The sequence below is a fragment of the Corallococcus sp. CA053C genome (assembly GCF_003611675.1).
In the GTDB taxonomy this organism is placed as follows: Bacteria; Myxococcota; Myxococcia; order Myxococcales; family Myxococcaceae; genus Corallococcus.
Window position 1 is genome coordinate 1 of record NZ_RAWA01000063.1, and the last position, 21,099, is coordinate 21,099.

General features: G+C 69.5%; 18 protein-coding genes and 1 riboswitch. Of the genes, 9 read left to right on the top strand and 9 right to left on the bottom strand.

The features are described from left to right. Window positions 1-427: SRPBCC family protein (locus D7V97_RS11515; protein WP_158623336.1), on the top strand; the 427-nt coding region annotated here is incomplete at its 5' end. 4 nt (window positions 428-431) lie between these two features. Here D7V97_RS11515 and D7V97_RS11520 read toward each other — a convergent pair. Then, the gene (locus tag D7V97_RS11520; RefSeq protein WP_120610663.1) at window positions 432-1,874 is read right to left on the bottom strand and encodes a cytochrome c peroxidase; all 1,443 of its coding nucleotides are present in this window, start codon (window positions 1,872-1,874) and stop codon (window positions 432-434) included. A 168-nt stretch (window positions 1,875-2,042) separates the two neighbouring features. On the opposite strand from D7V97_RS11520, the gene D7V97_RS11525 reads away from it, so the two are divergent. Together D7V97_RS11525 and D7V97_RS11530 are read left to right on the top strand one after the other, a co-directional pair. Beyond that, entirely contained in the window at window positions 2,043-2,870 is an 828-nt protein-coding gene (locus D7V97_RS11525) for a polyphosphate kinase 2 family protein (RefSeq protein WP_120610664.1), read from the top strand. A gap of 171 nt (window positions 2,871-3,041) precedes the next feature. Next, the gene (locus D7V97_RS11530; protein WP_120610665.1) at window positions 3,042-4,043 is read left to right on the top strand and encodes a fatty acid desaturase; all 1,002 of its coding nucleotides are present in this window, start codon (window positions 3,042-3,044) and stop codon (window positions 4,041-4,043) included. Here D7V97_RS11530 and D7V97_RS11535 read toward each other — a convergent pair. The 4 genes from D7V97_RS11535 to D7V97_RS11550 all read right to left on the bottom strand — a co-directional run bounded on the left by D7V97_RS11535 (window position 3,946) and on the right by D7V97_RS11550 (window position 10,179). Then, the gene (locus tag D7V97_RS11535) at window positions 3,946-4,554 is read right to left on the bottom strand and encodes a bacterioferritin (protein ID WP_120610666.1); all 609 of its coding nucleotides are present in this window, start codon (window positions 4,552-4,554) and stop codon (window positions 3,946-3,948) included. The genes D7V97_RS11530 and D7V97_RS11535 overlap by 98 nt on opposite strands. Window positions 4,555-4,660: 106 nt before the next feature. Further along, a complete protein-coding gene (aac(3), locus tag D7V97_RS11540; RefSeq protein ID WP_120610667.1) occupies window positions 4,661-5,446 on the bottom strand; it encodes an aminoglycoside 3-N-acetyltransferase in 786 nt (261 codons plus the stop codon). 14 nt (window positions 5,447-5,460) lie between these two features. Continuing rightward, window positions 5,461-8,877, bottom strand: coding sequence for a CHAT domain-containing tetratricopeptide repeat protein (locus D7V97_RS11545; RefSeq protein ID WP_199728777.1), 3,417 nt, complete (start codon window positions 8,875-8,877; stop codon window positions 5,461-5,463). A gap of 60 nt (window positions 8,878-8,937) precedes the next feature. Then, entirely contained in the window at window positions 8,938-10,179 is a 1,242-nt protein-coding gene (locus D7V97_RS11550) for a dipeptidase (RefSeq protein WP_120610689.1), read from the bottom strand. Between the two features lie 86 nt (window positions 10,180-10,265). Between D7V97_RS11550 and D7V97_RS11555 the strand changes: the two genes are divergently transcribed. Continuing rightward, complete coding sequence (locus D7V97_RS11555) at window positions 10,266-10,976, top strand: siderophore-interacting protein (RefSeq protein ID WP_120610668.1); 711 nt, start codon at window positions 10,266-10,268, stop codon at window positions 10,974-10,976. Between the two features lie 10 nt (window positions 10,977-10,986). Here the strand turns inward: D7V97_RS11555 and D7V97_RS11560 are convergent, their stop codons facing one another. After that, the gene (locus tag D7V97_RS11560; protein ID WP_120610669.1) at window positions 10,987-11,352 is read right to left on the bottom strand and encodes a hypothetical protein; all 366 of its coding nucleotides are present in this window, start codon (window positions 11,350-11,352) and stop codon (window positions 10,987-10,989) included. A gap of 278 nt (window positions 11,353-11,630) precedes the next feature. On the opposite strand from D7V97_RS11560, the gene D7V97_RS11565 reads away from it, so the two are divergent. From D7V97_RS11565 to D7V97_RS11575, 3 genes are read left to right on the top strand one after another with little or no spacing between them, the layout of a single operon-like run. Continuing rightward, the gene (locus D7V97_RS11565; RefSeq protein WP_120610670.1) at window positions 11,631-12,305 is read left to right on the top strand and encodes an Isoquinoline 1-oxidoreductase subunit; all 675 of its coding nucleotides are present in this window, start codon (window positions 11,631-11,633) and stop codon (window positions 12,303-12,305) included. After that, the gene (locus tag D7V97_RS11570; RefSeq protein ID WP_120610671.1) at window positions 12,302-12,763 is read left to right on the top strand and encodes a (2Fe-2S)-binding protein; all 462 of its coding nucleotides are present in this window, start codon (window positions 12,302-12,304) and stop codon (window positions 12,761-12,763) included. Before D7V97_RS11565 ends, D7V97_RS11570 begins: the two co-directional genes overlap by 4 nt. Further along, window positions 12,760-15,042, top strand: coding sequence for a molybdopterin cofactor-binding domain-containing protein (locus D7V97_RS11575; RefSeq protein ID WP_233582680.1), 2,283 nt, complete (start codon window positions 12,760-12,762; stop codon window positions 15,040-15,042). Before D7V97_RS11570 ends, D7V97_RS11575 begins: the two co-directional genes overlap by 4 nt. Before the next feature lie 391 nt (window positions 15,043-15,433). Here the strand turns inward: D7V97_RS11575 and D7V97_RS11580 are convergent, their stop codons facing one another. Then, window positions 15,434-16,003, bottom strand: a complete 570-nt coding sequence (locus tag D7V97_RS11580; RefSeq protein ID WP_120610672.1) for a hypothetical protein — start codon at window positions 16,001-16,003, stop codon at window positions 15,434-15,436. Between the two features lie 196 nt (window positions 16,004-16,199). Then, a riboswitch (TPP riboswitch) is annotated at window positions 16,200-16,311 on the top strand. A gap of 42 nt (window positions 16,312-16,353) precedes the next feature. On the opposite strand from D7V97_RS11580, the gene thiC reads away from it, so the two are divergent. Both thiC and D7V97_RS11590 read left to right on the top strand, forming a co-directional pair. After that, window positions 16,354-18,228 (top strand): phosphomethylpyrimidine synthase ThiC, encoded by a 1,875-nt coding sequence (gene thiC, locus D7V97_RS11585; protein WP_120610673.1) that lies wholly within the window; start codon window positions 16,354-16,356, stop codon window positions 18,226-18,228. A gap of 131 nt (window positions 18,229-18,359) precedes the next feature. Further along, window positions 18,360-18,764, top strand: coding sequence for a DUF4870 domain-containing protein (locus D7V97_RS11590; protein ID WP_120610674.1), 405 nt, complete (start codon window positions 18,360-18,362; stop codon window positions 18,762-18,764). Between the two features lie 3 nt (window positions 18,765-18,767). On the opposite strand, the gene moaA is transcribed toward D7V97_RS11590, so the two are convergent. Both moaA and D7V97_RS11600 read right to left on the bottom strand, forming a co-directional pair. Continuing rightward, window positions 18,768-19,772 (bottom strand): GTP 3',8-cyclase MoaA, encoded by a 1,005-nt coding sequence (gene moaA, locus D7V97_RS11595; protein ID WP_120610675.1) that lies wholly within the window; start codon window positions 19,770-19,772, stop codon window positions 18,768-18,770. Between the two features lie 63 nt (window positions 19,773-19,835). Further along, window positions 19,836-21,080, bottom strand: coding sequence for an HD-GYP domain-containing protein (locus D7V97_RS11600; RefSeq protein WP_120610676.1), 1,245 nt, complete (start codon window positions 21,078-21,080; stop codon window positions 19,836-19,838). Window positions 21,081-21,099: the final 19 nt, after the last annotated feature.

The following is a 21,099-nucleotide window of genomic DNA, read 5'->3' on the forward strand; positions in this document are numbered from 1 at the left end:
GGTGGGAGGGTTTGACAGCCTTCCCCGCTGGCACCCGGGCATCATCTCCAGCGAGCGGGTGGCGCGTCCCGGCCCGGGCGCGGGGCCGCTGCGCCGGCTCACCCTGCGCGATGGCACGGTGTACCTGGAGGCGCGGCTGGAGCACGACGCGCACGCGCGCTGCTATGCCTACGCGATGTTGGAGGGGCCGCTGCCGGTGCGCGACTTCCGGGCGAAGCTGCGGGTGACGCCGGTGACGGCGACCGGTCAGACGTTCGTGGAGTGGCACGCGACGTTCGCGCCCGCGCCCGGGCACGAGGCCGAGGCGGCCACGCTGTCCCAGCGGATCCGCGACGAGCTCTTCGCCCCGGGGCTCACGGGGCTCGCGCACACGTTCCTGCCACCCCGGGCGCGTGCTTCCACGCCCGGGATGGAAGGGCGGCACTGAAGGCTCACAGTCGCTGGAGGAAGCGCACCAGGTCCTGCTTCTGCGTGGGGGTGAGGACCTCCGGTGGCCCGCCCGGGAACTCGGGTGGGTTCAGCGGCAGGTCCATGGCCACGATGCCGGGCAGGATGAAGCGACTGTAGGTGTCCACCGAGTCCGCGAGCGTGGCGTGGCTGTTGTCGTGGAAGTACGGCGCGGACCGGGCGATGCCGCGCAGGGACGGGACGTCGAAGGCCTCGAACTCCGTCGGGTCGCCGCTGATGAGCGCGCGGCCCGGGTCCGTGGAGTACCACTGGGCGGCGAGCGAGGGTCCGACGATGGGCGCGCCGTTCTCATCCAGCGCGGGGTTGATGTCGTCCGGGTGTCCGCTCGCGGTGACGGGGATGGGCGGCAGGTCGGTGACGGCGTGCTGCCGTGTGCCGTCGGTGTAGAAGCGGAAGCGGTAGTGGGGGAAGTCCACCGAGTCGTTGAAGAGCGGCACGACGCCGCGCTGGCCCAGGTACGTCATCAGCCCGAAGCCGATGTTGAGGAACTCGCTGTCCGGGCGGGGCACGTTGACGGGCGTGGGCCGCTGTCCCGGCGCGACGGTGTACTGGATGTTGCCGTTGGGCTTGAGCGCGAAGAAGAGCGAGTCGTGGACGTCCCGCCGCACGATGCGGTTGCGGGTGCGGTTGCCGTGGCACGCCTCGCACGCCAGGGCGTAGACGTCCCGGCCGCGCCGCTCGGACGCGTCGAGCACGAGCAGCGCGTCCGGATCCGGGATGTCGCTCAACGGCACGCCCAGCTCCAGCAGGTCCGACACGAAGCGCGCGCGGGGGGAGCTGTACACGCTGCGCTCGAACGCGGCGATGCGCTGGAGCACCGGCGCGGCCACCGTGCCGCCCTCGCTGTGGTTCGTGACGGCGCTCTGGGCCTGGGTGGTGAGGCTCGTCTCGCGGCCATCGACCTGGAAGGGGCCGGAGAAGCCGGTGTCGGCGATGCTCGGCACGCCGCGCCAGACGGAGATCTTCCGGTCCGGAGCGGTGATGACGTTCCCCTGCACGTCGATGACATCCATGTTCGGGGGCAGGGGGAGCACCACGCGCACCAGGCCCTTCTTGAGGTGCGCATAGGTTGGAGTGGGGGCTGCGGGGTCATCCGCGTCGATGCGGTTGAACAGCGGGTCCCCGGGGTTCCTGGCCCAGACGGCCTCCACGTGCTCCGGCGTGAGGGCTGTGTTGTCGGAGAGGACGTGGCACGTCGCGCACGAGCGGCCGTTGGTGCCGGGCAGCGCCTGCTGGAAGTGCTGCTTCCCGGCGACGGCCTGGCCCGGTGACCCCAGCGCCGCCTGGGACGTGGCGGGTTCGGGGACGACTTCCACGGGCGACGAGGCCCCGGTCTCCGTGCAGCCCACGAATCCGGCGAGCACGAAGGCCCCCACCGTGCGCGCGATGAAACGATGTCCTGCCATGTGTTCCCCTCCGGAAGATGCGGCGGCAGGGGAACACCGGGCGTCCCCGCACCTGTCACCGCGTCCGAAAGGTCCGAATCCGGAGAGTTGCCCCCAACCTGCCGCGCGGCGGTGTGAATCCCCCGGACTCCCGGGCACGATTCACCCGCACCGGGAGGGCAGGGGACCATGAACACCATCAGCAATGGCAGACAGGCAGCGAAGGTGAAGCTGGATCGCATCTCCGCGGCACCGCCGAAGAAGGCGGACCGGGACGCGGCGAAGACGGAGTTCGACACGCTGGGGGAGGAGCTGTTCGACCTGCAGGACCTGCTGTGGGGCGCGAAGATGAACGCCGTGCTCATTGTCCTGCAGGGGCGCGACACCGCCGGCAAGGACGGCACCATCAAGCACGTGGTGGGCAGCCTCAACCCGCGCGGCGTGAGCGTCACCTCGTTCGGTGTGCCCAGCGTCGAGGAGCGCGATCACGACTTCCTCTGGCGCGTGCACCTCAAGACGCCTCGCCAGGGCGAGTTCTCCATCTTCAACCGCTCCCACTACGAGGACGTGCTCGTGGCGCGGGTGAACAACCTGGTCCCCAAGCCGCTGTGGAAGGCGCGCTACCAGCACATCCGCGACTTCGAGACGCTGCTCACGGAGCACGGCACCATCGTCCTCAAGTTCTTCCTCCACATCAGCCAGAAGGAGCAGGAGCAGCGGCTGCTGGCGCGTGAGGAGGAGCCGCGCAAGGCGTGGAAGATCAGCGCCGGGGACTGGGAGGACCGCAAGCACTGGGCGGACTACTCGAAGGCCTATGAGGACGTCTTCGCCCAGACGTCCACCGAGCAGGCGCCGTGGCACCTGGTGCCCTCGGACTCCAAGTGGTACCGCAACCTCGTGGTGGCCCGCACGGTGGCCGAGGCCCTGCGCCCCTACCGCCAGCAGTGGCAGGACCGGCTGGACGAGGTCGGCGTGGAGAAGAAGGCCGAGCTCAAGGCGTGGCGCAAGAAGCGCTGAGGGCCGCGTGCATCGGCGCCCCGCGTCAGCCCCTCGCGTCATGAGGGGACGCGCGGGGACGGCCGCGCGAGGTGCGGACCGCTGACCCGGCCATGACATGGGGATGGGACAACGATGGCTGTCATCCGTCCCGGTGTGTCGCCGGGCGGTCACCGTCGGAGTCCTCGCCCCATGGAACGAGCCGCGTCGCTGTCGAGCAAGGACCTCATTGCCCGCACGCGCCCCTTCGCCACCCAGGATGGAGCGCGCTCGGGGCTGGCGCTGCTGTCCACCTACGCGGCGCTCGCGGGCGCGGTGGCGCTGGCGGTGGCCGCGCCCTGGTGGCCCCTGCGCATCGTGGGAGGCTTCATCGAAGCGCTGGTGCTCATTCGCGCCTTCATCCTCTTCCACGACGCCATGCACGGCGCGCTGCTGCCGAAGTCGCGGTGGGCGAAGGCGCTCTTCCAGGTGCAGGGCATCCTGACGCTCACGCCCGCGCGCATCTGGAATGACACGCACAACCACCACCACGCGAACACGGCGCGCATCGCCGCGGACTCCGCGGGCACCTTCGCCACGTGGACGACGGAGCAGTGGCGCAAGGCCTCCGGCTGGCAGCGGCTGGGGTACATGGTGGAGCGCCACCCGGTGACGCTGCTGTTCGGCTACGTCACCGCGTTCCTCATCAGCCTGTGCCTGGTGCCGTTCGTGAAGAACCCGAAGCGCTACTGGACCTCCGGGCTCGCGCTGGGGCTGCACCTGGTGCTGTCGGCGGCCGTCTGGCATTTCTTCGGACTCGCGGTGTACCTCTGCGCCTTCGTGGGTCCGCTGTTCGTCGCGTACGCGCTGGGCACGTACCTGTTCTACGCGCAGCACAACTTCGACGACGTGGCCATCCTGCCGGAGGGCGCCTGGACGCACGCGGACGCGGCGCTGGAGGCGAGCAGCTACCTGCGCTGCGGGCCGGTGATGGCGTGGTTCACGGGCAACATCGGCTATCACCATGTGCACCACCTCAACCCGCGCATCCCGTTCTACCGGCTGCCGGAGGCGATGGCGGCCATCCCGGAGCTGCAGGGGCCCCACGTCACGTCGCTCACGCTGAAGGACGTCGTGGCCTGCCTGCGCTTGAACCTGTGGGATCCGGCGCTGGGGCGGATGGTGCGGTACCGGGACGCGGTCCCGAGCCCCTGATCCGGGCCTCCAGGTCCCGGGCATGTGCCTCTTCCTGGGAGAGGAGGTCCTCCAGGAGCTGGCGGGTGACGGGGTCGCGGTCCGCGAAGGAGGGGATCAGCGCGCGGTAGGTCTGGAGGACGAGGTCCGCCGCCGCCAGCTCCTCGTGGATCCAGTCCCACCGGTCCTGGACGTCGTAGGGAGGGCTCGCGTCCAGGGACCGCAGGCCCGCCGGCTTGAAGTCCGGGCATCCGCCGAGCTGCTGGATGCGCTCGGTGAGCCGCAGTGCGTGCTCCTGTTCCTGGCGCGCGTGAGGCCCGAACTCCTGCTTCACTGCCTCGCGGTGGGGGCCCCTCGCGGACAGGTAGTGCGCCGTGTAGCGCAGCACGCGGACCACGCCGGTCGCGAGCACGTCGTTGAGCAGCTTGAGGGCGGTCTCCGCGTCGCCTACGCGGGAGCCTTCTTCGAGGTGCTCGCGGGCGCGGCGGTGGAGCTCCTGGAGGTCGGCGACGAATGGCTGTGGCCCGGACATGGTGGTGCCTCCCGACGCGGTGTCTCGGAAAGCTGGGGTGTCCGGGGTGGGGCTGGCCACCCCCCTGAAGGATGGGCCTGGCGCCGCCGGGAGGACACCTCCCTCGTCAGGCGCGGAAGCGGCGCTCCAACCAATCGACGGCGAAGGCCACCATCGGCCGGGCATCGACCAGCACGGAGGGAGCATCGCCAATCATGCCGCGCCGTCCCTGGCCGGTGGCGAGAAAGGCTTCGACGACTTCAGCGAAGAAGTCCTCCGCGAGTCCTTCCACCACGGGCTCGCTCGTGTCGAACTCCTCGAACGCGCGCCAGACCGTCCGGCCTTCGACGAGGAGCGGCGCCTCGTAGCGGAGGATGCGCTTGTGCGGGAGGTCGGCGAGGTGCTCCGCGTGATGGAGCAGCGTCATGGTGTCCAGCGGAGCGCCGAGCATCAGGCTCTTGCCACCGGAGGCGACAAGCTTTCCGAAAGGGGACTGGGGGCCATAGCCATAGTCGAGCGCGTGGTCGGAGGTGAACCACGCGGCGCGGCCTCCCAGGGCGGCGCAGGAGGCGCCGGGATTGCCGCTGCGCTTCGCGCCGGGAGTGGTGCGAAGCAGCTCAGGGAAGGCGCCGTTGTCGCGGACGGAGCGGGAGCGGAGCGGATCAAAGGGAGGAATCTGGTCGCGCAGCGAGGGATCATCGCGGACCTCGTCCTCCAGCTGCCAGTCGCAATAGCCAAGCAGCGTGCCCTCCGGCCCGAGCACATCGCCGATGGCGGCGATCAGCGCGTCGGGTCCTCCCAGGATGCGGCCCACGGAGCGCAGGCCCGCATGCGTCAGCACCGCGTCACCGGGTCCGAGCCCCAGCGTTCGCAGTTGTTCGGCAAGCACTGCGCGGGTCCAGGGGGTGGCCATGGTGGGTTCCTTGCTCAGGGATGCGCTGCCTGCTGAGCGGTGGAGGTGGGCAAGCGCAGGGGTGTGGCCTGTCCCATGGTAATGAAAGGCGCCCAGAAGTGTGGATGTGATTGGGTCCGCCTCAATTCCCGCATCGCCTCGCGCAGGGCCGTGGCCCGGCCTTGCCCCGCCAGCAGGTGGCGGTAGTAGGCCTCCATCAGCGTGCTCGTCGTCTGGTCTTCCACCTTCCACAGACTCATCACCACCGTCTCCGCTCCCGCCACCAGGAAGGCCCGGCGCAGCCCATACACGCCCTGGCCCTGCTTGACGTCGCCTCGGCCGGTGTCGCACGCGGACAGGACGACGAGCTGCGTGCCCCACAGGTCGAGGCCCGCCAGCTCCAGCGCCGTCACCAGCGCGCTGCCGGGCGGTGGGGTCTGGCTTGCGCCGGAGGACGCCGGGTCGCGCGCCCCCGCGAAGACGAGGCCGGAGCGCAGCAAGGGGTCCGCGGGACTCGATGCCTGGGGATCCTCGCCCAGCGCACCGAAGTGGATGACCGCGCGGGAGCCGGTGGGCTCGGGCGCGTCCTCCAGGAAGAAGCCATGGGTGGCGAGGTGGAGGATGCCGGGGGTCGGCAGTCGCAGCAGGCGTTCCTTGGTGGCTTCGGGGCCCAGGAAGAGCTGGGCCTGCGGAAGCAGGCGCTGGATGGCCTCGGCCTCCCGACGCGTGCCGGGCAGTGGGGTGGGGGCCCAGGCCCTCAGCGCCAGCTCCGTGTGAAGCGCGGGCGCGTCTCTTCGGGCCTCCGTGAGCGCGGCGAGTGGGGTGCTGAAATCCGGATTCGCGAGGACGACCACGGAGCCAGGGGGCACGCCCTCCCGTGGGTGCGACAGCAGGTCCTTGCCCGAGGGGAGATAGGTGAAATCAAAGGCATCCACCAGGAACTGGTGGCCATCGTGCAGGGCGGCGAAGGGCACCAGCGCGAGCTGGCCCTCCGGCGAAAGGAAGACGCGGCGGGTCTTCCCCAGCAGCCGGAGCAGGGGCTGGAAGGCGCGTTGGTAGAGCGCCTGGGCGGGGGCTTCGAAGGAGGCGTCCCGATTGGCCAGGGCCTTCCTCAGTCGCGAGGCGGCCCGGTCGATGGGCTCCGCGGGTCCCAGGTCCAGTGCGCGGGTCGTCGAATCAGGGAAGAGCACCAGCGCGAGGTATCGCAGGGCGTCGGGACATGGGGACGCGCCAGCCTGGGGCACCAGCGGACGGTCCACGTAGGTGACGAACTCGACGAGCGCGCCGTCCCCAGGCAGGGCCGCGGCGACACGGTCGACAATCTCCGCGGGAGGCGGCAGCGCGGTCAGCGCGCGCAGGGGTGCGGAGCGCCTGGCCAGAGCGGCTTCGAGGGCAGCGCCCTGACCCGTCAGCGCATCGAGTCGCTCCTGGTAGGCCCGCGGAGTGAGCGAGCCGGGGCCCTGGAGTGACAGCTGGGCCAGCTGGGTGCGCAGTCCCCTCAGCCGCGCGAAGGTGTCGCGATCCTCCGCGCCCAGCCCCCGGTAGACGGTCCGGGAGATGTCCGCGGTCTCCTCGACGGAGCGGCCCTTGAGGAGCAGGGCCGCGCTGAGGGCCAGGCGTCGGACGCGGGCATCGTCGGGATGCGCGCGCAGCAGCGCATAGAGCCGCTCCTCGTCCCTGCGCAGGAACTGGAGGAAGCTCGCGAGGCGCGACTCGGAGAAGCCGAGTGCCTCCTGTCGCAGACGCTGCTCGGACAGGATGAAGGCTCGCGTGAACAGCGGCAGGGCTTCGGTGAGGCGATGCTGGGCGAGCCGCACCGTGGCGAGGTGGTTGAGTGTCTCGGCGACGCGGGGATGGTTCTGGCCGAGCGTTCCTTCCAGGATGGTCAGCGCGCGCTCGAAGCGCGCCCCTGCCTCCGGATACGCCCCCCGGGCGAGGTCGAGGCCGGCAATGCTGTTGAGCGAAAGGGCGACGCTGACATCCGTCTTGCCCCTGACCGCTTCCCGAAGGGCCAGCGCAAGCGCATGAAGCGGCGCGGCACGGCGATACAACCCCTGGGCCACGTAGAGGTTGGCGAGGTCGCTGAGGTATCTGGCGACCAGGGGATGGCGCTTGCCGCAGAGCGCTTCCATGATCGCCAGCCCCCGCTCGAGGAGCGGCTCGGCACGGCGATACGACCCCTGGGCCACGTAGAGGTTGGCGAGAGCGACGAGGTCGTCGGCAACGTAGGGATGGTTCTCGCCCACGGCCGCTCGCCGAAGGGTCAGCGCACGCTCGAGGAGTGATTGGGCACGGGTGTACAACCCCTGCTCCACGTAGAGGCTGGCGAGGTCGCGGAGTGAGTCGCCGACGAGCTGATGGTTCCTGCCGAGGGTCACTTCCCGGATGGCCAGCGCGCGCTCATGGAGCAGCTCGGCCTGGGCGTACAACCCCTGGTTCTCTTGATTGGTAGCGAGATGGGAGAGTGACTCGGCGACGAGGGGATGGCTTCCCCCGAGGGTCGCCTCCCGAAGGGCCAGCGCGCGCTCGAGGAGTGGCTGGGCAAGGGCGTACCTCCTATGGCCACAGTAGATGAACCCGAGCTTGTCGAGCAGCAAGGCGACGTCCGGAGGGCTCTTGCCGAGGGTCGTCTCCCAGAGGGCCAGCGCGCGCTCGAGGAGTGGCTGGGCACGGGCCTGCAATCCCTGCTGCCGGTAGAGGACGGCAAGCCAGTAGAGCGGCTCGGCGACGATGGGATGTTCCTTGCCCAGGGTCGCTTCCCAGATGGCCACCGCGCGGACATAGAGCGGCTCGGCCCGGCTGGAGAACATCTGTTGGTGGTAGAGACTGGCGAGGTTACTGAGCGTTTGAGCGACGTCCGGATGGTCCTTGCCCAGGGCCGCTTCCCGGATCGCAAGCGCGCGCAGATAGAGCCGCTCGGCGCGCGTGTAGAGGTCCTGGGAGGAGTAGAGATTGGCGAGGTGGTTGAGCGACTCGGCGACGAGGGGGTGCTCCCTGCCGAAGGCCTCCTCCCGAATGGACAGAGCGCGCGCATAGGGAGGCTCGGCGCGTGCGAACAATTGCTGGGCCGCATAGAGGTCGCCGAGGGTGGTGAGTGTTTGTGCGACCTCCGGGGCGTTCTTGCCCAGGGCCGCTTCCCGAATCTCCAACGCGCGCTGCAGGAGCGGTTCGGCCCGGGCGGAGTTCCCCTGGAGCAGGAGATGACGTCCGAGCTGGTCCAGACTCCTCGCGACCTCTGGATGCGTGCTCCCGAGCACGACCTCGAACAGTGAGAGCGCCTGTTCATCCCGCGAGACGGCCTCGGTGTACCGCCCCGCGTCCCAGAGGGTGTTCGCCTCATCGGAGGCCGCCTGCGCCTCCTGAAGCCGAGCATCCCGTGGTGCCACCCCGGCAGCCGCTCCCTCCGAGCAGCACACCATCACCACCATCAATCCCAGGAGAAACTGCCGCATGTCGGTCCCTCAAGGCCAGGAGCCTTCGGGCCGGGGAATCATGCAGAGAAATCCAGGTCATCAACGCTGTGCGGCGAAGTCCTCCACTTGCCGCCACACGCGAAAGACATTGCCCGAGGCAATCTTCTCGATGTCCGCCTCGCTGTAGCCGCGCTCCAGCAGGACGCGGAAGAGGTTCGGGTACTGGGAGACGTCCTTGAGCCCGATGGGCAGCGAGGGGCCCACGCCATCGAAGTCGGAGCCGAGCCCCACGTGGTCGATGCCCACCAGCTTCACGACATGGTCGATGTGGTCCGCCACGTCCTCCACCCGGGCCAGGGGGGCGGGGTGTTCGCGCAGGTAGGACTCGATGAAGGCCTTCATCTCGGGGCTGCCCTTCGTCAGGGAATGCTCCTGGCCTTGGGCCTGGAGCACCGCGTCCAGTTGCCGCTCGTAGACCTGGACGGCCGGGGTGAGGAACTTCGAGCCGAAGTTGATCATCACCACGCCTCCCTTCGCGGCCACGGCGCGGATGAGCTCATCGGGGATGTTGCGTGCGAAGTCGGGGGTGAAGTGACGGCACGAGGAGTGCGAAGCAATGACAGGCACCTGGCTCAATGCCACGGCCTGACGGATGGCATCGTCGGAGAGGTGCGCGACGTCGACCATGATGCCCACGCGGTTCATCTCGGCCACCACCTGCTTGCCGAAGGGGCTGAGCCCGTTCCAGGTGCCCTTGCCCTGACTGTAGGAGGCATCGCTGATCAGGTTGTCCTCGGAGTGCGTGAGGGTGATGTAGCGCACGCCGCGCTGCTGGAAGTGGCTGACGTTCTCCAGCCGGTCCTCAAGGGCCGCGCCATTCTCGATTCCCAGCGCGAAGGAGACCTTGCCTGACTGGGAGTTGCGCCGGGCCGCCTCGACGGAGTGGGCCATGGCGAACTTCGCGGGCGAACCGAGCGCGACCTTCTCCATCATGTCGATGAGCGAGTCCGCGAGCGCCTTGGCTCCGCCCTTCGTCTGGTATTCGGCGGGGATGAAGATGGACATGAAGGCCACGTCGAACCCGCCCTCCACGGCGCGCGGGTAGTCGAAGTCGCCGCCCGTCGTGCGCAGGGCGATGTCCTCGGTCGGCGACCCGTCCGGACCCAGCGTCTCATGGAGGCGGTAGGGCACGTCGATGTGGCCATCCGCGATGATGATGCGCCGGGCGAGCGCGCGGCCCTGCTCCGCGAGGTCCACGGGAGCCGTCTGGACGGCCGTGCCATGGGTGCAGGCCGGGGTTGCGAGCAGAAGGAGGCTGAGAAGCGCGGAGGTCGGTCTCATGGCCTTCGCATAGCGACACTTCACGCAACTTCACAAGTCCGGAGCGGGTGGGCGGCGTATGAACGTCTGACGAAGGAGAGGCTCTGATGGCATCCGCGAAGGCACTGCTGGGAAGCGTCCTGGGGCGCTTCCTCTTCCACGACTCCAAGGTGACGCAGGTGCGCGACGTGTCGCGAGCCTTCCGCCAGGTGGACTGCGAAGGCCCGGCCTTGAGAGGGCAGGGGTGGACCCCCGGCGACAAGGTCCAGGTGTACCTGCCAGGCCTGGGCATGCGCACGTACACGCCCATGTCGTGGGACGAGCAGCGCGGAGCCACATCGTTCCTCGTGTACCTGCACGGCGACAGTCCCGGAGCGAAGTGGGGACGCGACGTGAAGGCAGGGGACACGGTCCAGTTCTTCGGGCCCCGGCGCTCGCTGGTGTTGGACGAGGGCGCGGCGCCCGTGGTGCTCTTCGGTGACGAAACGTCCTTCGCGGTGGCGCATGCCCTCCGGACCGCGGCGAAGCGAGACGTCACGCCTATCTTCGAAGTGTCGAGCCGTGAGGACTGCCAGCCCGCGTTGCGAGAACTGGGCTTCGAGGGCCAGGACGTGGAGCGCCAGGCAGGCGATGCGCACCTGGCCCAGGTCCACGAACGGCTGCGAGAAGCGCTGCGCGCGAAGCCGGGTGCGACGCTGGTGATGACAGGGCGTGCGCAGTCCATCCAGGCCCTGCGCTCAAAGATCCGGAGTGACGGCGAGCGCGCCACGCCGAAGGTGAAGGCCTACTGGGCCGTGGGCAAGGAAGGCCTGGACTGAGAGCGCGGCCTCACGCCGGAGCGAAGTGGAGCCCGCGCAGCGTGTCCTCGCGGCCACGGCTGACTCCGGCGGGGCGGCGCTTGGGCTTCTGTCGCAGGAAGCGCGAGGCGTCTCTTCGGCGGTAGCAGGTGAGGAGCCGGTCCTCGTCGTTGAGGATGAGGATCCACCCGCGCGCCTGTCGCGCCAGGGATGAATCGCGCAGGCCCCAGGGCAGGTCGCGCTCGTGCACGGTGAGGTGGGTGGCACCGCATGCGCGCGCAGGCGTGCCGAACTCGAGGATGAACGCGACGACGTCCTCACGCAGCCTCCAGCGGGCGCACTGCTCGATGAAGAGGCGGGTGAGGGAGAACACGGACGACACGGGGCTCTGGCGCATGGCGGCTATCTCCTTGCGCTCCTCCCAATACACTTGTCGTTCCAGCCCCCCGCGCACGCGATTCCAGGGACTTGCGCGGCGCCTCCGCGGCCTCCGAAAGACAATCCGTCAATCCCGTGCGCCTGCCGTGTCAGCAAGACACGGACGGGGCTCGCCTGCCTGCTTCGCTGCTCGCGCGGAGGAAGGGAATGTGGCCCGCACCGACGAATTCCTGCACGACGCAGGCGGCTTTTTGTCAGGCTCGCCGCGCGTCGAAGGAACTGGGAGGACGGGGCACGATGGGTCTTCGCTCGAAAGCACTGGGAATCGTCCTGGGTGCGGGTGCGGCGGGAGTGACGCTGGCGCTCGCCTTCGGAGCAGGGTGCGGAGGTCGCGCGGCCCACTCCGCCGCGACGAAGCTGCCGGCCACGGAGGCCCAGTCGCTCCGTGCGCCGCAGGCCTTCTCCTCCATCGGTGACAAGAAGGAGCGTTCGCGGGCGCTGTTCCTGGAGGCGAGCCGGGTGATGCTGCACCCCCGGTGCGTCAACTGCCATCCCGCGGGTGACAGTCCGACGCAGGGCGATGACTTCCAGGTGCACGACCCGCCGGTGGCGCGAGGCCCCGCGGATCAGGGCGTGCCGGGCCTGGAGTGCACGTCGTGCCACCAGGATCGCAACGTGGAGCTGGCGCGGGTCCCGGGTGCGCCCAAGTGGCACCTGGCCCCCAAGGTGATGGCGTGGCAGGGGCGCACGCCCCGCTCGCTGTGCGAGCAGTTGAAGGACCCGGCGCGCAACGGCGGCAAGAGCCTGGCGGAGCTCATCGAGCACTCCGCGCATGACGAGCTGGTGGGCTGGGGATGGAAGCCGGGGTCCGGCCGGGTGCCGGCACCGGGGACGCAGGCCGAGTTCGGGGCCCTGGTGGCCGCGTGGGTGAAGGACGGCGCGGAGTGCCCGCGCGAGGAGAGTCAACCGTGAGCATCCGCCTGCGCGTGAATGGAACCGAGCACGAACTCGACGTGGATCCGGAGATGCCGCTGCTCTGGGCGCTGCGCGACGTGCTGACGTTGACGGGGACGAAGTACGGCTGTGGCCAGGCGCTCTGCGGAGCGTGCGTGGTGCACATCGACGGGGCGGCGGTGCGCTCGTGCGTGACGCCGGTGCGCCGCGCGGAAGGGCGCGAGGTGATGACCATCGAGGGTCTGTCGCCGGACGGCTCGCACCCCTTGCAGAAGGCGTGGGTGGACCTGGCGGTGCCGCAGTGTGGCTTCTGTCAGGCGGGGCAGATCATGACGGCGGCGGCGCTGCTGGCGAAGAAGCCGAAGCCCACCGACGCGGAGATTGATCAATCGCTGGCGGGCAACCTGTGCCGCTGCGGGACGTACACGCGCATCCGCTCCGCCGTGAAGAAGGCGGCAGGACTCCCGAACGAATGAGCGCTCCGACCATGCAAGACCTGCGCATCCGGCTGTCGCGCCGTTCCGTGCTCGAAGGGCTGGGCCTCGTGGCCGCGGGGCTGGGCCTGGAGGTGGTGCTGCCCTCCCGGGCGTACGCCGGGCCCATGCCCACGTCCCTCCCGGAGGTGCCCACGGAGGGCCTGCGGGCGAACGTGTTCGTGCACGTGGCGCCGGACGGGCTCGTGACCATCGTGTGTCACCGTTCGGAGATGGGGCAGGGCGTGCGCAGCTCGCTGCCGGTGCTCATCGCGGACGAGCTGGGCGCGGACATGGCCCACGTGAAGGTCGTCCAGGGCGACGGCGACGAGGCATACGGAGACCAGAACACCGACGGCTCCAGCAGCGTGCGGAAGATCTTCGACGACCTGCGCTACGCGGGCGCGACGGCGCGCACGATGCTGGTGGCGGTGGCGGCGAAGCGCTGGAAGGTGTCGCCCGCGGAGTGCGAGGCGCGCGACCACGCCGTCTTCCACAAGGGCACCCAGCGGGTGCTCAAGTTCGGAGAGCTGGCCACCGACGCGGCGAAGCTGAAGGTGCCGGAGAAGCAGGCGGTGACGTTGCGGCCGCGCAGCGAGCTCAAGCACCTGGGCAAGGAGCTGCCGCTGCTGGACGGCCCGGACATCGTGACGGGACGCGCGGTGTTCGGCGCGGACGTGAAGCTGCCAGGGATGCTCACGGCGGTGATCGCGCGTCCGCCGGTGGCGGGCGGCAAGGTGGCCCGCTACGACGCGACGAAGGCGCTGGCGGTGCCGGGCGTGCGCAAGGTGGTGGAGCTGCCGGCCGCGACGAAGCCGTTCCTGTTCCAGCCGCTGGGCGGCCTGGCGGTGGTGGCGGACAACACCTGGGCGGCGATGCGGGGCCGCGCGGTGCTGGACGTGACGTGGGAGGGCGGGGACAACGCGACCTACGACTCGGAGGCGTACCGCGAGCAGCTGCTGGCGGTGATTTCGAAGCCGGGGAATGTGGTGCGCAACGTCGGTGACGCGGAGGCCGCGCTGGCGAAGGCCGCGACGCGCGTGCAGGCCACGTACAACACGCCGCACCTGGCGCACGCGCCCATGGAGCCGCCCACCGCGGTGGCCCGCGTGGAGCACGGCACCTGCGAGGTGTGGGCGCCGACGCAGGACCCGCAGACCGCGCGCAGCGAGGTGGCGAAGGCGGTGGGGCTGGATCCGTCGAAGGTGATGCTCCACGTGACGCTGTTGGGGGGCGGGTTCGGCCGCAAGTCGAAGCCGGACTACGTGGTGGAGGCGGCGCTGGTGGCGAAGGCGGTGGGAGCGCCGGTGCGCGTGCAGTGGACGCGCGAGGACGACGTGCGCCACGACTACTACCACTCGACGAGCGCGCAGCGACTGGAGGCGGGGCTGGACGCGAGCGGCAAGGTGGTGGCGTGGCACCAGCGCATCGCATTCCCGCCCATTGGCTCCACGTTCGCGGACGCGACGTTCGCGGGAGCCGGGGAGATGGGGCAGGGCATCGTGGATCTGCCGCTGGCCATCCCGGCCATCCGGATGGAGAACTGCGAAGCGCGGGCCCACACGCGCATTGGCTGGTTGCGCTCCGTGGCGAACATCTACCACGCGTTCGCGGTGCAGAGCTTCATCGACGAGCTGGCGCACGCGAAGGGCGCGGATCCGCGCGACACGCTGCTGGAGGTGATGGGGCCCTCACGCATCGTGACGCTGAAGGAACTGGGTGTGGCGAAGGTGCCGAACTACGGCCAGTCGCTGGACGAGCACCCGGTGGACACCACGCGGCTGCGGCGGGTGATCGAGCGCGTGACGGGGCTCGCGCGGTGGGACGAGCGAAAGCAGCAGGGCCGGGCGCTGGGGCTCGCGGCGCACCGCAGCTTCCTGACGTATGTGGCGGTGGTGGTGTCGGTGGTGAAGGACGCGAACGACCACATCCGGGTGGACGAGGCGTGGATCGTCGCGGACGCGGGCACCATCGTGAACATGGAGCGAGTAAGGGCGCAGATGGAGGGCGCGGTGGTGTTCGGCCTGAGCCTGGGGCTCTACGGCGCCATCACGATGAAGGACGGAGCCACGGTGGAGAGCAACTTCCGCGACTACCGGCTGGCGCGCATCGCGGAGACGCCGAAGAAGATCCACGTGGACATCATCCCCAGCGACGGCCGCCCCGGAGGTATCGGAGAGCCCGGAGTGCCCCCCGTGGCCCCGGCCCTGGCCAACGCGGTGTTCGCGCTCACGGGCACGCGGGTGCGCGAGCTGCCGTTGGTGAAGTCCGTGAAGGTGTGACCGGGACGGGGGAGCGGCAGCACTTCAGGACTCCGTCCTGCGGCGCTTCGCGCACTCCTGTTCGAAGGTTTCGAGTGCTCTGGAGGCAGCGTCGCCCACGGTGCCAACCCATCCTGGCACCGGGGTCGGGTCCTCAATCAGCGCCTGGAGTACGGGAGCAAGCGGCGGCTTCGCGCTGTTCCGGAGACAGCGGCTGCGGCTCTTCCATGGTCACACTCCATTGACGCGGCCTGCGCAGAAGCTATCCCAGGCGCTCGTGCAAGGTGTGACCTGACCCGCTCCGTGACGTGCTAACGCGCTCGCCGCCTTTGAACTCGGAACGCGCTGATCCGCGCCAGGGCCTTCGCAGGAGCCTGGAGGTGCTCCTGCGAAGGCAGGTCTGGCGCGCTGCCTACTCGAACGCGGAGAAGGAGAAGGTGGACTGGAAGTCCACTTCCGCGCCCTTGGTCGTGAAGGTGGCCGCGGCGGGGCCGCGCAGCACGACGTTGAACTTGCCGTTGAGGAAGCGCGTGTAGTCCGCGTCCGGCATCGCCTCCGAGTCGAAGTCGACGACCAGCTCCACCGGGCCGGTGCCCGTGGGGTTCTCCACGTGGCCGGCGACGTAGGTGTTGTTGGACTCTTCCGTGAGGAACAGCACCTCCACGCGGCCGGTGAAGACCTCCGCCAGGGAGGTCACGCCCACGCTCCCCGCGCCCAGGGTGAGCGTCAGCTTCGTGAGCTCCACGCGAGACGGCGACTTGCCGTCCAATTCCACGCGCGCCTCATCGACGAAGACCTTGTAGGGGTTGCCCGACTCGGTGGAGATGCCCTTCTGCGAGGTGACGGTGCCGTTGTTGGTGTCGGACGACTTGGCCTTGAGGTTGATGCCGACGGGCGCGGAGTACGACACCGGATCTCCACCGCAGCCGATGAGCGACAGGGTGACGCACAGCACCAACGGGAGGACGCGGCTCAGCAGCATGGGGGACTCTTCTTGGGAAGGAAGCGAGGGGCGCGCCCGGCCTGCGGCCCCACTCACGGTCTGCACCGTCAGGAACAAGACCCCCGGACCTGTTCTCCGGCCACAACGCTCCTCCCCGCAGGGCCGCCAACCGTCCACCGCGCTGGAGTGGTCGCCGGTCCGGTTGAAGCCCGCCATCCCCTGCGCTACACCGCTCCGCAGTCGCTAGGAGTGCCTCCGGAAGGGGGCTGAGACGGTCGCGTTTCCGCGTCCGACCCTTTGAACCTGAACCGGTTAATACCGGCGGAGGGAAGCGGAAGGGTGCTCCAGGCCCGTCCCGTCTCCCGTCCGTTGTCACGAGGAGCCGTCCGATGAGTGGAGCGTCCAAGAGCCTGAAGGTCGACGGGAAGGTGCTGGAGGGGATCAGCCGCGGCCCGCTTCCCGCCTCGCAGAAGGTCTACGTGTCCGGGACCCTGCACCCCGACATCCGTGTCCCCCTGCGCGAAATCACCCAGACGCCCACGCGCCACCACGGCGCGGGCGGCGGCCCCGAATCCCCCAACCCTCCCGTCCACGTCTACGACTCCAGCGGCCCCTATACCGACCCCGCCGCGGACATCGACCTGCGCCGGGGCCTGCCCGCCCTGCGCGAAAACTGGATCCACGCGCGCGCGGACACCCAGGAGCTCGCCGGCATCACCTCCGAGTACGGCCGCGCCCGTGAGGCCGATCCGCGCCTCGCCGGCCTGCGCTTCAACCACCTTCGCAAGCCCCGCGTCGCCAAGGCCGGCAGCAACGTCAGCCAGATGCACTACGCCCGCAAGGGCATCATCACGCCGGAGATGGAATACGTCGCCGTGCGCGAGAACCAGAAGCTGGACGCTTCACTCGCCGCCCAGCACCCCGGCCACTCCTTTGGCGCCGCCATCCCGCGAGTCATCACGCCCGAGTTCGTGCGCGATGAGATCGCCCGGGGCCGCGCCATCATCCCCGCCAACATCAACCACCCGGAGCTGGAGCCGATGATCATCGGCCGCAACTTCCTGGTGAAGATCAACGCCAACATCGGCAACTCCGCCGTCACGTCCTCCATCGAGGAGGAGGTGGAGAAGATGGTCTGGTCCATCCGCTGGGGCGCGGACACCGTCATGGACCTGTCCACCGGCCGCAACATCCACGAGACGCGCGAGTGGATCCTCCGCAACGCCCCCGTGCCCATCGGCACCGTGCCCATCTACCAGGCCTTGGAGAAGGTCAACGGCAAGGCGGAGGAGCTCACCTGGGACATCTTCCGCGACACCCTCATCGAGCAGGCCGAGCAGGGCGTGGACTACTTCACCATCCACGCCGGCGTCCGCCTCAAGTACGTCCCGCTCACCGCGAAGCGCCTCACCGGCATCGTCAGCCGGGGCGGCTCCATCCTCGCCAAGTGGTGCCTCGCCCACCACCAGGAGAACTTCCTCTACACGCACTTCGAGGAGATCTGCGAGATCATGAAGGCGTATGACGTCAGCTTCAGCCTGGGCGACGGCCTGCGCCCCGGCTCCATCGCCGACGCCAACGACGCCGCGCAGTTCGGCGAACTGGAGACGCTGGGCGAGCTGACCAAGGTGGCCTGGAAGCACGACGTGCAGGTGATGATCGAAGGCCCCGGTCACGTCCCCATGCACCTCATCCAGGAGAACATGACGAAGCAGCTCGCCGTGTGCCACGAGGCGCCGTTCTACACGCTGGGGCCCCTCACCACGGACATCGCGCCCGGCTACGACCACTTCACCAGCGGCATCGGCGCCGCGATGATCGGCTGGTTCGGCACGGCGATGCTCTGCTACGTGACGCCCAAGGAACACCTGGGCCTGCCCAACCGCGATGACGTGAAGGAAGGCGTCATCACCTACAAGATCGCCGCCCACGCCGCGGACCTCGCCAAGGGCCACCCGGGCGCGCAGGCTCGCGACAACGCCCTGTCCAAAGCGCGCTTCGAGTTCCGCTGGGAGGATCAGTTCAACCTGTCGCTCGACCCCGAGCGCGCTCGCGCCTTCCACGACGAGACGCTCCCCGCCGAAGGCGCGAAGGTCGCCCACTTCTGCTCCATGTGCGGCCCGCACTTCTGCTCCATGAAGATCACCCAGGACGTGCGCGACTACGCCGACAAGGTCGGGGTCGACGAGGTCCGGGCGCTGGAAGCGGGGATGAAGGAGAAGAGCGAGGAATTCAAGAAGTCGGGCAGCGAGTTGTACCGCTGAGCCCCCAGGCGGACAGGGTTCCCTGACGGGGCGCCCTGTCCGCTGGATGACAGGCACCAACGCGCCGTGCCATGTTGCGAGCCTTCCGGGCGCATCCCGTTGCGCCCCCTTCAGATTCGGGAGTGCGTTTCATGGACCCAGGGCAGCGCGAGGATCAGCAGTTCGGCACGTTCATCACCGGCTCGCCGACGGCGACCACGGATGAGAAGACGATGGGGATGCTGGCCCATCTGGGCTCCATCGCCGGCATCGTGGTGGGCGCGGGCTTCCTGGGCTGGGCGGTGCCGCTGTTCCTGATGCTGACCAAGGGCAAGGAGTCGTCCTTCGTCCGCGCGCACGCGGTGGAGTCGCTCAACTTCCAGATCACCACCTTCATCGCGATGGCCATCTCCGCGGTGCTGATGTGCGTGGCGGTGGGCTTCATCCTGGTGCCCATCGTGGCGCTGGCGTCCATCGTCTTCACGGTCATCGCCGGCCTGAAGGCCAACGACGGCGAGCTGTACCGCTACCCCGTGAACCTGCGGCTGGTGAAGTAGCCCTCAGCCGCCAATGCCCATCATGGGCAGGAGCGTGGCGCCGTTTCCGGCCTCCGTGAAACGGTGCCCCTCCGGCTTGTCCCCCAGCGCGCGGCGCACGGCCATGGCCAGCTCCGCGTCGGTGGCGCCGCCCCGGATGAGCTGATGCAACGGCGCCTGCGCCCGGCCGCCCAGGCAGCTGCGCAGGTCCCCATTGGACGCCACCCGCACCCGGTTGCACCCGCCGCAGAAGTTCTGCGTGAGCGGGGAGATGAAGCCCACGCGCCCGCTCGCCGTCCGCCAGTAGCGCGCCGGCCCGGACGTGGGGGACGCAGCGTCCTCCGCCGGCTCCTCCGTGAGCGCAAGGCCCGTGGCCTTCAGGCGCTCCAGCAGCTCCGCCGTGGGCACCGGCGTGCCCTGGCCAAAGGGCATCAGCTCGATGAAGCGCGGGGTGATGCCGCGCGCGTGCGCGAAGGCCACCAGCGCGGGCACCTCCGCGTCGTTGAGGCCGCGCATCACCACGACGTTGAGCTTCAGTGACTGGAAGCCCGCGCCCGCCGCAGCGTCGATGCCGCGCATCAGCGCGTCGAAGTCCCCCTGCTTGGAGATGCGCCGGAACGTCTCCGGCGACAGCGTGTCCAGGCTCAGGTTGAGCTGGGTGACGCCCGCGTCGCGCAGCGGCACGGCGAGCGACTCCAGGCGGCTGGCGTTGGTGGTGATGGCCAGGTGCTCCACGCCCGGCACCGCGGCGAGCCTGCGGGCGATCTCCTGGATGTCCGGCCGGATGAGGGGCTCGCCGCCGGTGAGGCGCACGCGGCGGATGCCCATGCGCGCGAACACGGAGACGATGCGCTCGAACTCACCCGCGTCCAGCAGGTCCTTCTTGCCGCCCCAGGACGCCGGGGAGCAGTAGGTGCAGCGGAAGTTGCAGCGGTCCGTGATGCTCAGCCGCAGGTACGTCATGCACCGCCCCTGCGCGTCGAGCAGCGGGGGGGCGAGCGGGTTGGGAGCGGGCAGGGGGGCGATCATCACGGGCCTTCCGCGTTCATAACAACCCGCCCCGGGGAAACCCATCACTCCCCGTCGGGGCGTTCAGCCCTCGGTGCCCGAGGCGGAGCGGATGGCGACGGGCGGGGTGGCCAGCGCCGTGGCCGTGGCCGCGCTGGAGGGGCCCACCGGGGTGTGATCCGGTTCGTCATCCAGGTCGGTGAGGCGCGCCAGCTCCGTCTCGGCCTCGGCGGCGTCGGCGGCGGCCTGCATCGGGTTGAGCTTCTTCTCCGCCATCTCCTTCTTGATGCGGATCAGCCCCTCCTCGCCAATGTCGAGGAACGCCTTCACCACGTCCGGATCAAACTGCGTGTTGGCGCAGCGTTTGATCTCCTGGATGGCGTTGGCGAACGTCGTGCCTTTGCGGTACGGCCGGTCGCTCGTCATCGCGTCCAGCGTGTCCGCCACCGCGAAGATGCGCGCGCCGATGGGGATCTCGTTGCGCTGGAGGTTGCGGGGGTAGCCCGCGCCGTCGAACCGCTCCTGGTGCGACAGGACGATGTCCGCCGGGGTGGAGAGGAAGGGGATGTTCTGGATCATCTGGAAGCCGATCTCCGGATGACGCCGCATCTCCAGCCACTCGTCGGGGGTGAGCTTGCCGGGCTTGAGCAGCACGGCATCCGGCACGCCAATCTTGCCGATGTCGTGCAAGAGCGCCCCGCGGCCGATCTCCTCCATCTGCTTGCCGTGGATGCCCATGCGGCTGGCGATGGCGCTCGTGTAGCTGACGACGCGCTGGGAGTGGTCGCTCGTCTCGTGCTCGCGCGCGTCCAGGGCCGCCACCAGCGCCAGCAGCGTGTTCTGGTACGTGTTGGCGATGTTGTGCAGCGCGCTGCGCAGCTCGGCGGTGCGGTCGCGCACCTTGCCCTCGAGCTTCTTCTGGTAGCGCTTGCGCGCCATCTCGATGCGGCGCTTGGCGAGCGCGCGCTCGATGGCCCGGATGAGGTCGGTGAGCTTGGGTGGCTTGAGCAGGTAGTCCACCGCGCCCCGGCGCAGACAGTCCACCGCGGACTCGGTGTCGCCGTAGCCGGTGAGCATGATGACGGACGTGTCCGGCAGCCGCTCGCGCAGGTTCTCCAGCAGCCACAACCCGTCGCGGCCCGGCATCTTCATGTCGCTGATGACGAGCGGCGTCTCTTCTTCGCCCGCGACGTCAAGCGCCATCTCGGCACCATTCGCGACGACGCAGTTGTAGCCCTCCTCACGGAGGAGCACGGAGATCACGTCGCGGACGGAGTCATCGTCGTCGACGATCAGGATTCGGGGCGGGGCGGGGGGGATGGCTTCCACGGCGGAAGATTCTAGAGGT

Bases quoted from the DNA above. Each gene is read 5' to 3' on its own strand.
- moaA (WP_120610675.1), bottom strand. From the start codon at position 19,772: ATGATCGCCCCCCTGCCCGCTCCCAACCCGCTCGCCCCCCCGCTGCTC.
- D7V97_RS11520 (WP_120610663.1), bottom strand. From the start codon at position 1,874: ATGGCAGGACATCGTTTCATCGCGCGCACGGTGGGGGCCTTCGTGCTC.
- D7V97_RS11530 (WP_120610665.1), top strand. From the start codon at position 3,042: ATGGAACGAGCCGCGTCGCTGTCGAGCAAGGACCTCATTGCCCGCACG.
- D7V97_RS11555 (WP_120610668.1), top strand. From the start codon at position 10,266: ATGGCATCCGCGAAGGCACTGCTGGGAAGCGTCCTGGGGCGCTTCCTC.
- D7V97_RS11560 (WP_120610669.1), bottom strand. From the start codon at position 11,352: ATGCGCCAGAGCCCCGTGTCGTCCGTGTTCTCCCTCACCCGCCTCTTC.
- D7V97_RS11545 (WP_199728777.1), bottom strand. From the start codon at position 8,877: ATGCGGCAGTTTCTCCTGGGATTGATGGTGGTGATGGTGTGCTGCTCG.
- D7V97_RS11565 (WP_120610670.1), top strand. From the start codon at position 11,631: ATGGGTCTTCGCTCGAAAGCACTGGGAATCGTCCTGGGTGCGGGTGCG.
- thiC (WP_120610673.1), top strand. From the start codon at position 16,354: ATGAGTGGAGCGTCCAAGAGCCTGAAGGTCGACGGGAAGGTGCTGGAG.
- D7V97_RS11575 (WP_233582680.1), top strand. From the start codon at position 12,760: ATGAGCGCTCCGACCATGCAAGACCTGCGCATCCGGCTGTCGCGCCGT.
- D7V97_RS11525 (WP_120610664.1), top strand. From the start codon at position 2,043: ATGAACACCATCAGCAATGGCAGACAGGCAGCGAAGGTGAAGCTGGAT.
- D7V97_RS11590 (WP_120610674.1), top strand. From the start codon at position 18,360: ATGGACCCAGGGCAGCGCGAGGATCAGCAGTTCGGCACGTTCATCACC.
- D7V97_RS11535 (WP_120610666.1), bottom strand. From the start codon at position 4,554: ATGTCCGGGCCACAGCCATTCGTCGCCGACCTCCAGGAGCTCCACCGC.
- D7V97_RS11550 (WP_120610689.1), bottom strand. From the start codon at position 10,179: ATGAGACCGACCTCCGCGCTTCTCAGCCTCCTTCTGCTCGCAACCCCG.
- D7V97_RS11580 (WP_120610672.1), bottom strand. From the start codon at position 16,003: ATGCTGCTGAGCCGCGTCCTCCCGTTGGTGCTGTGCGTCACCCTGTCG.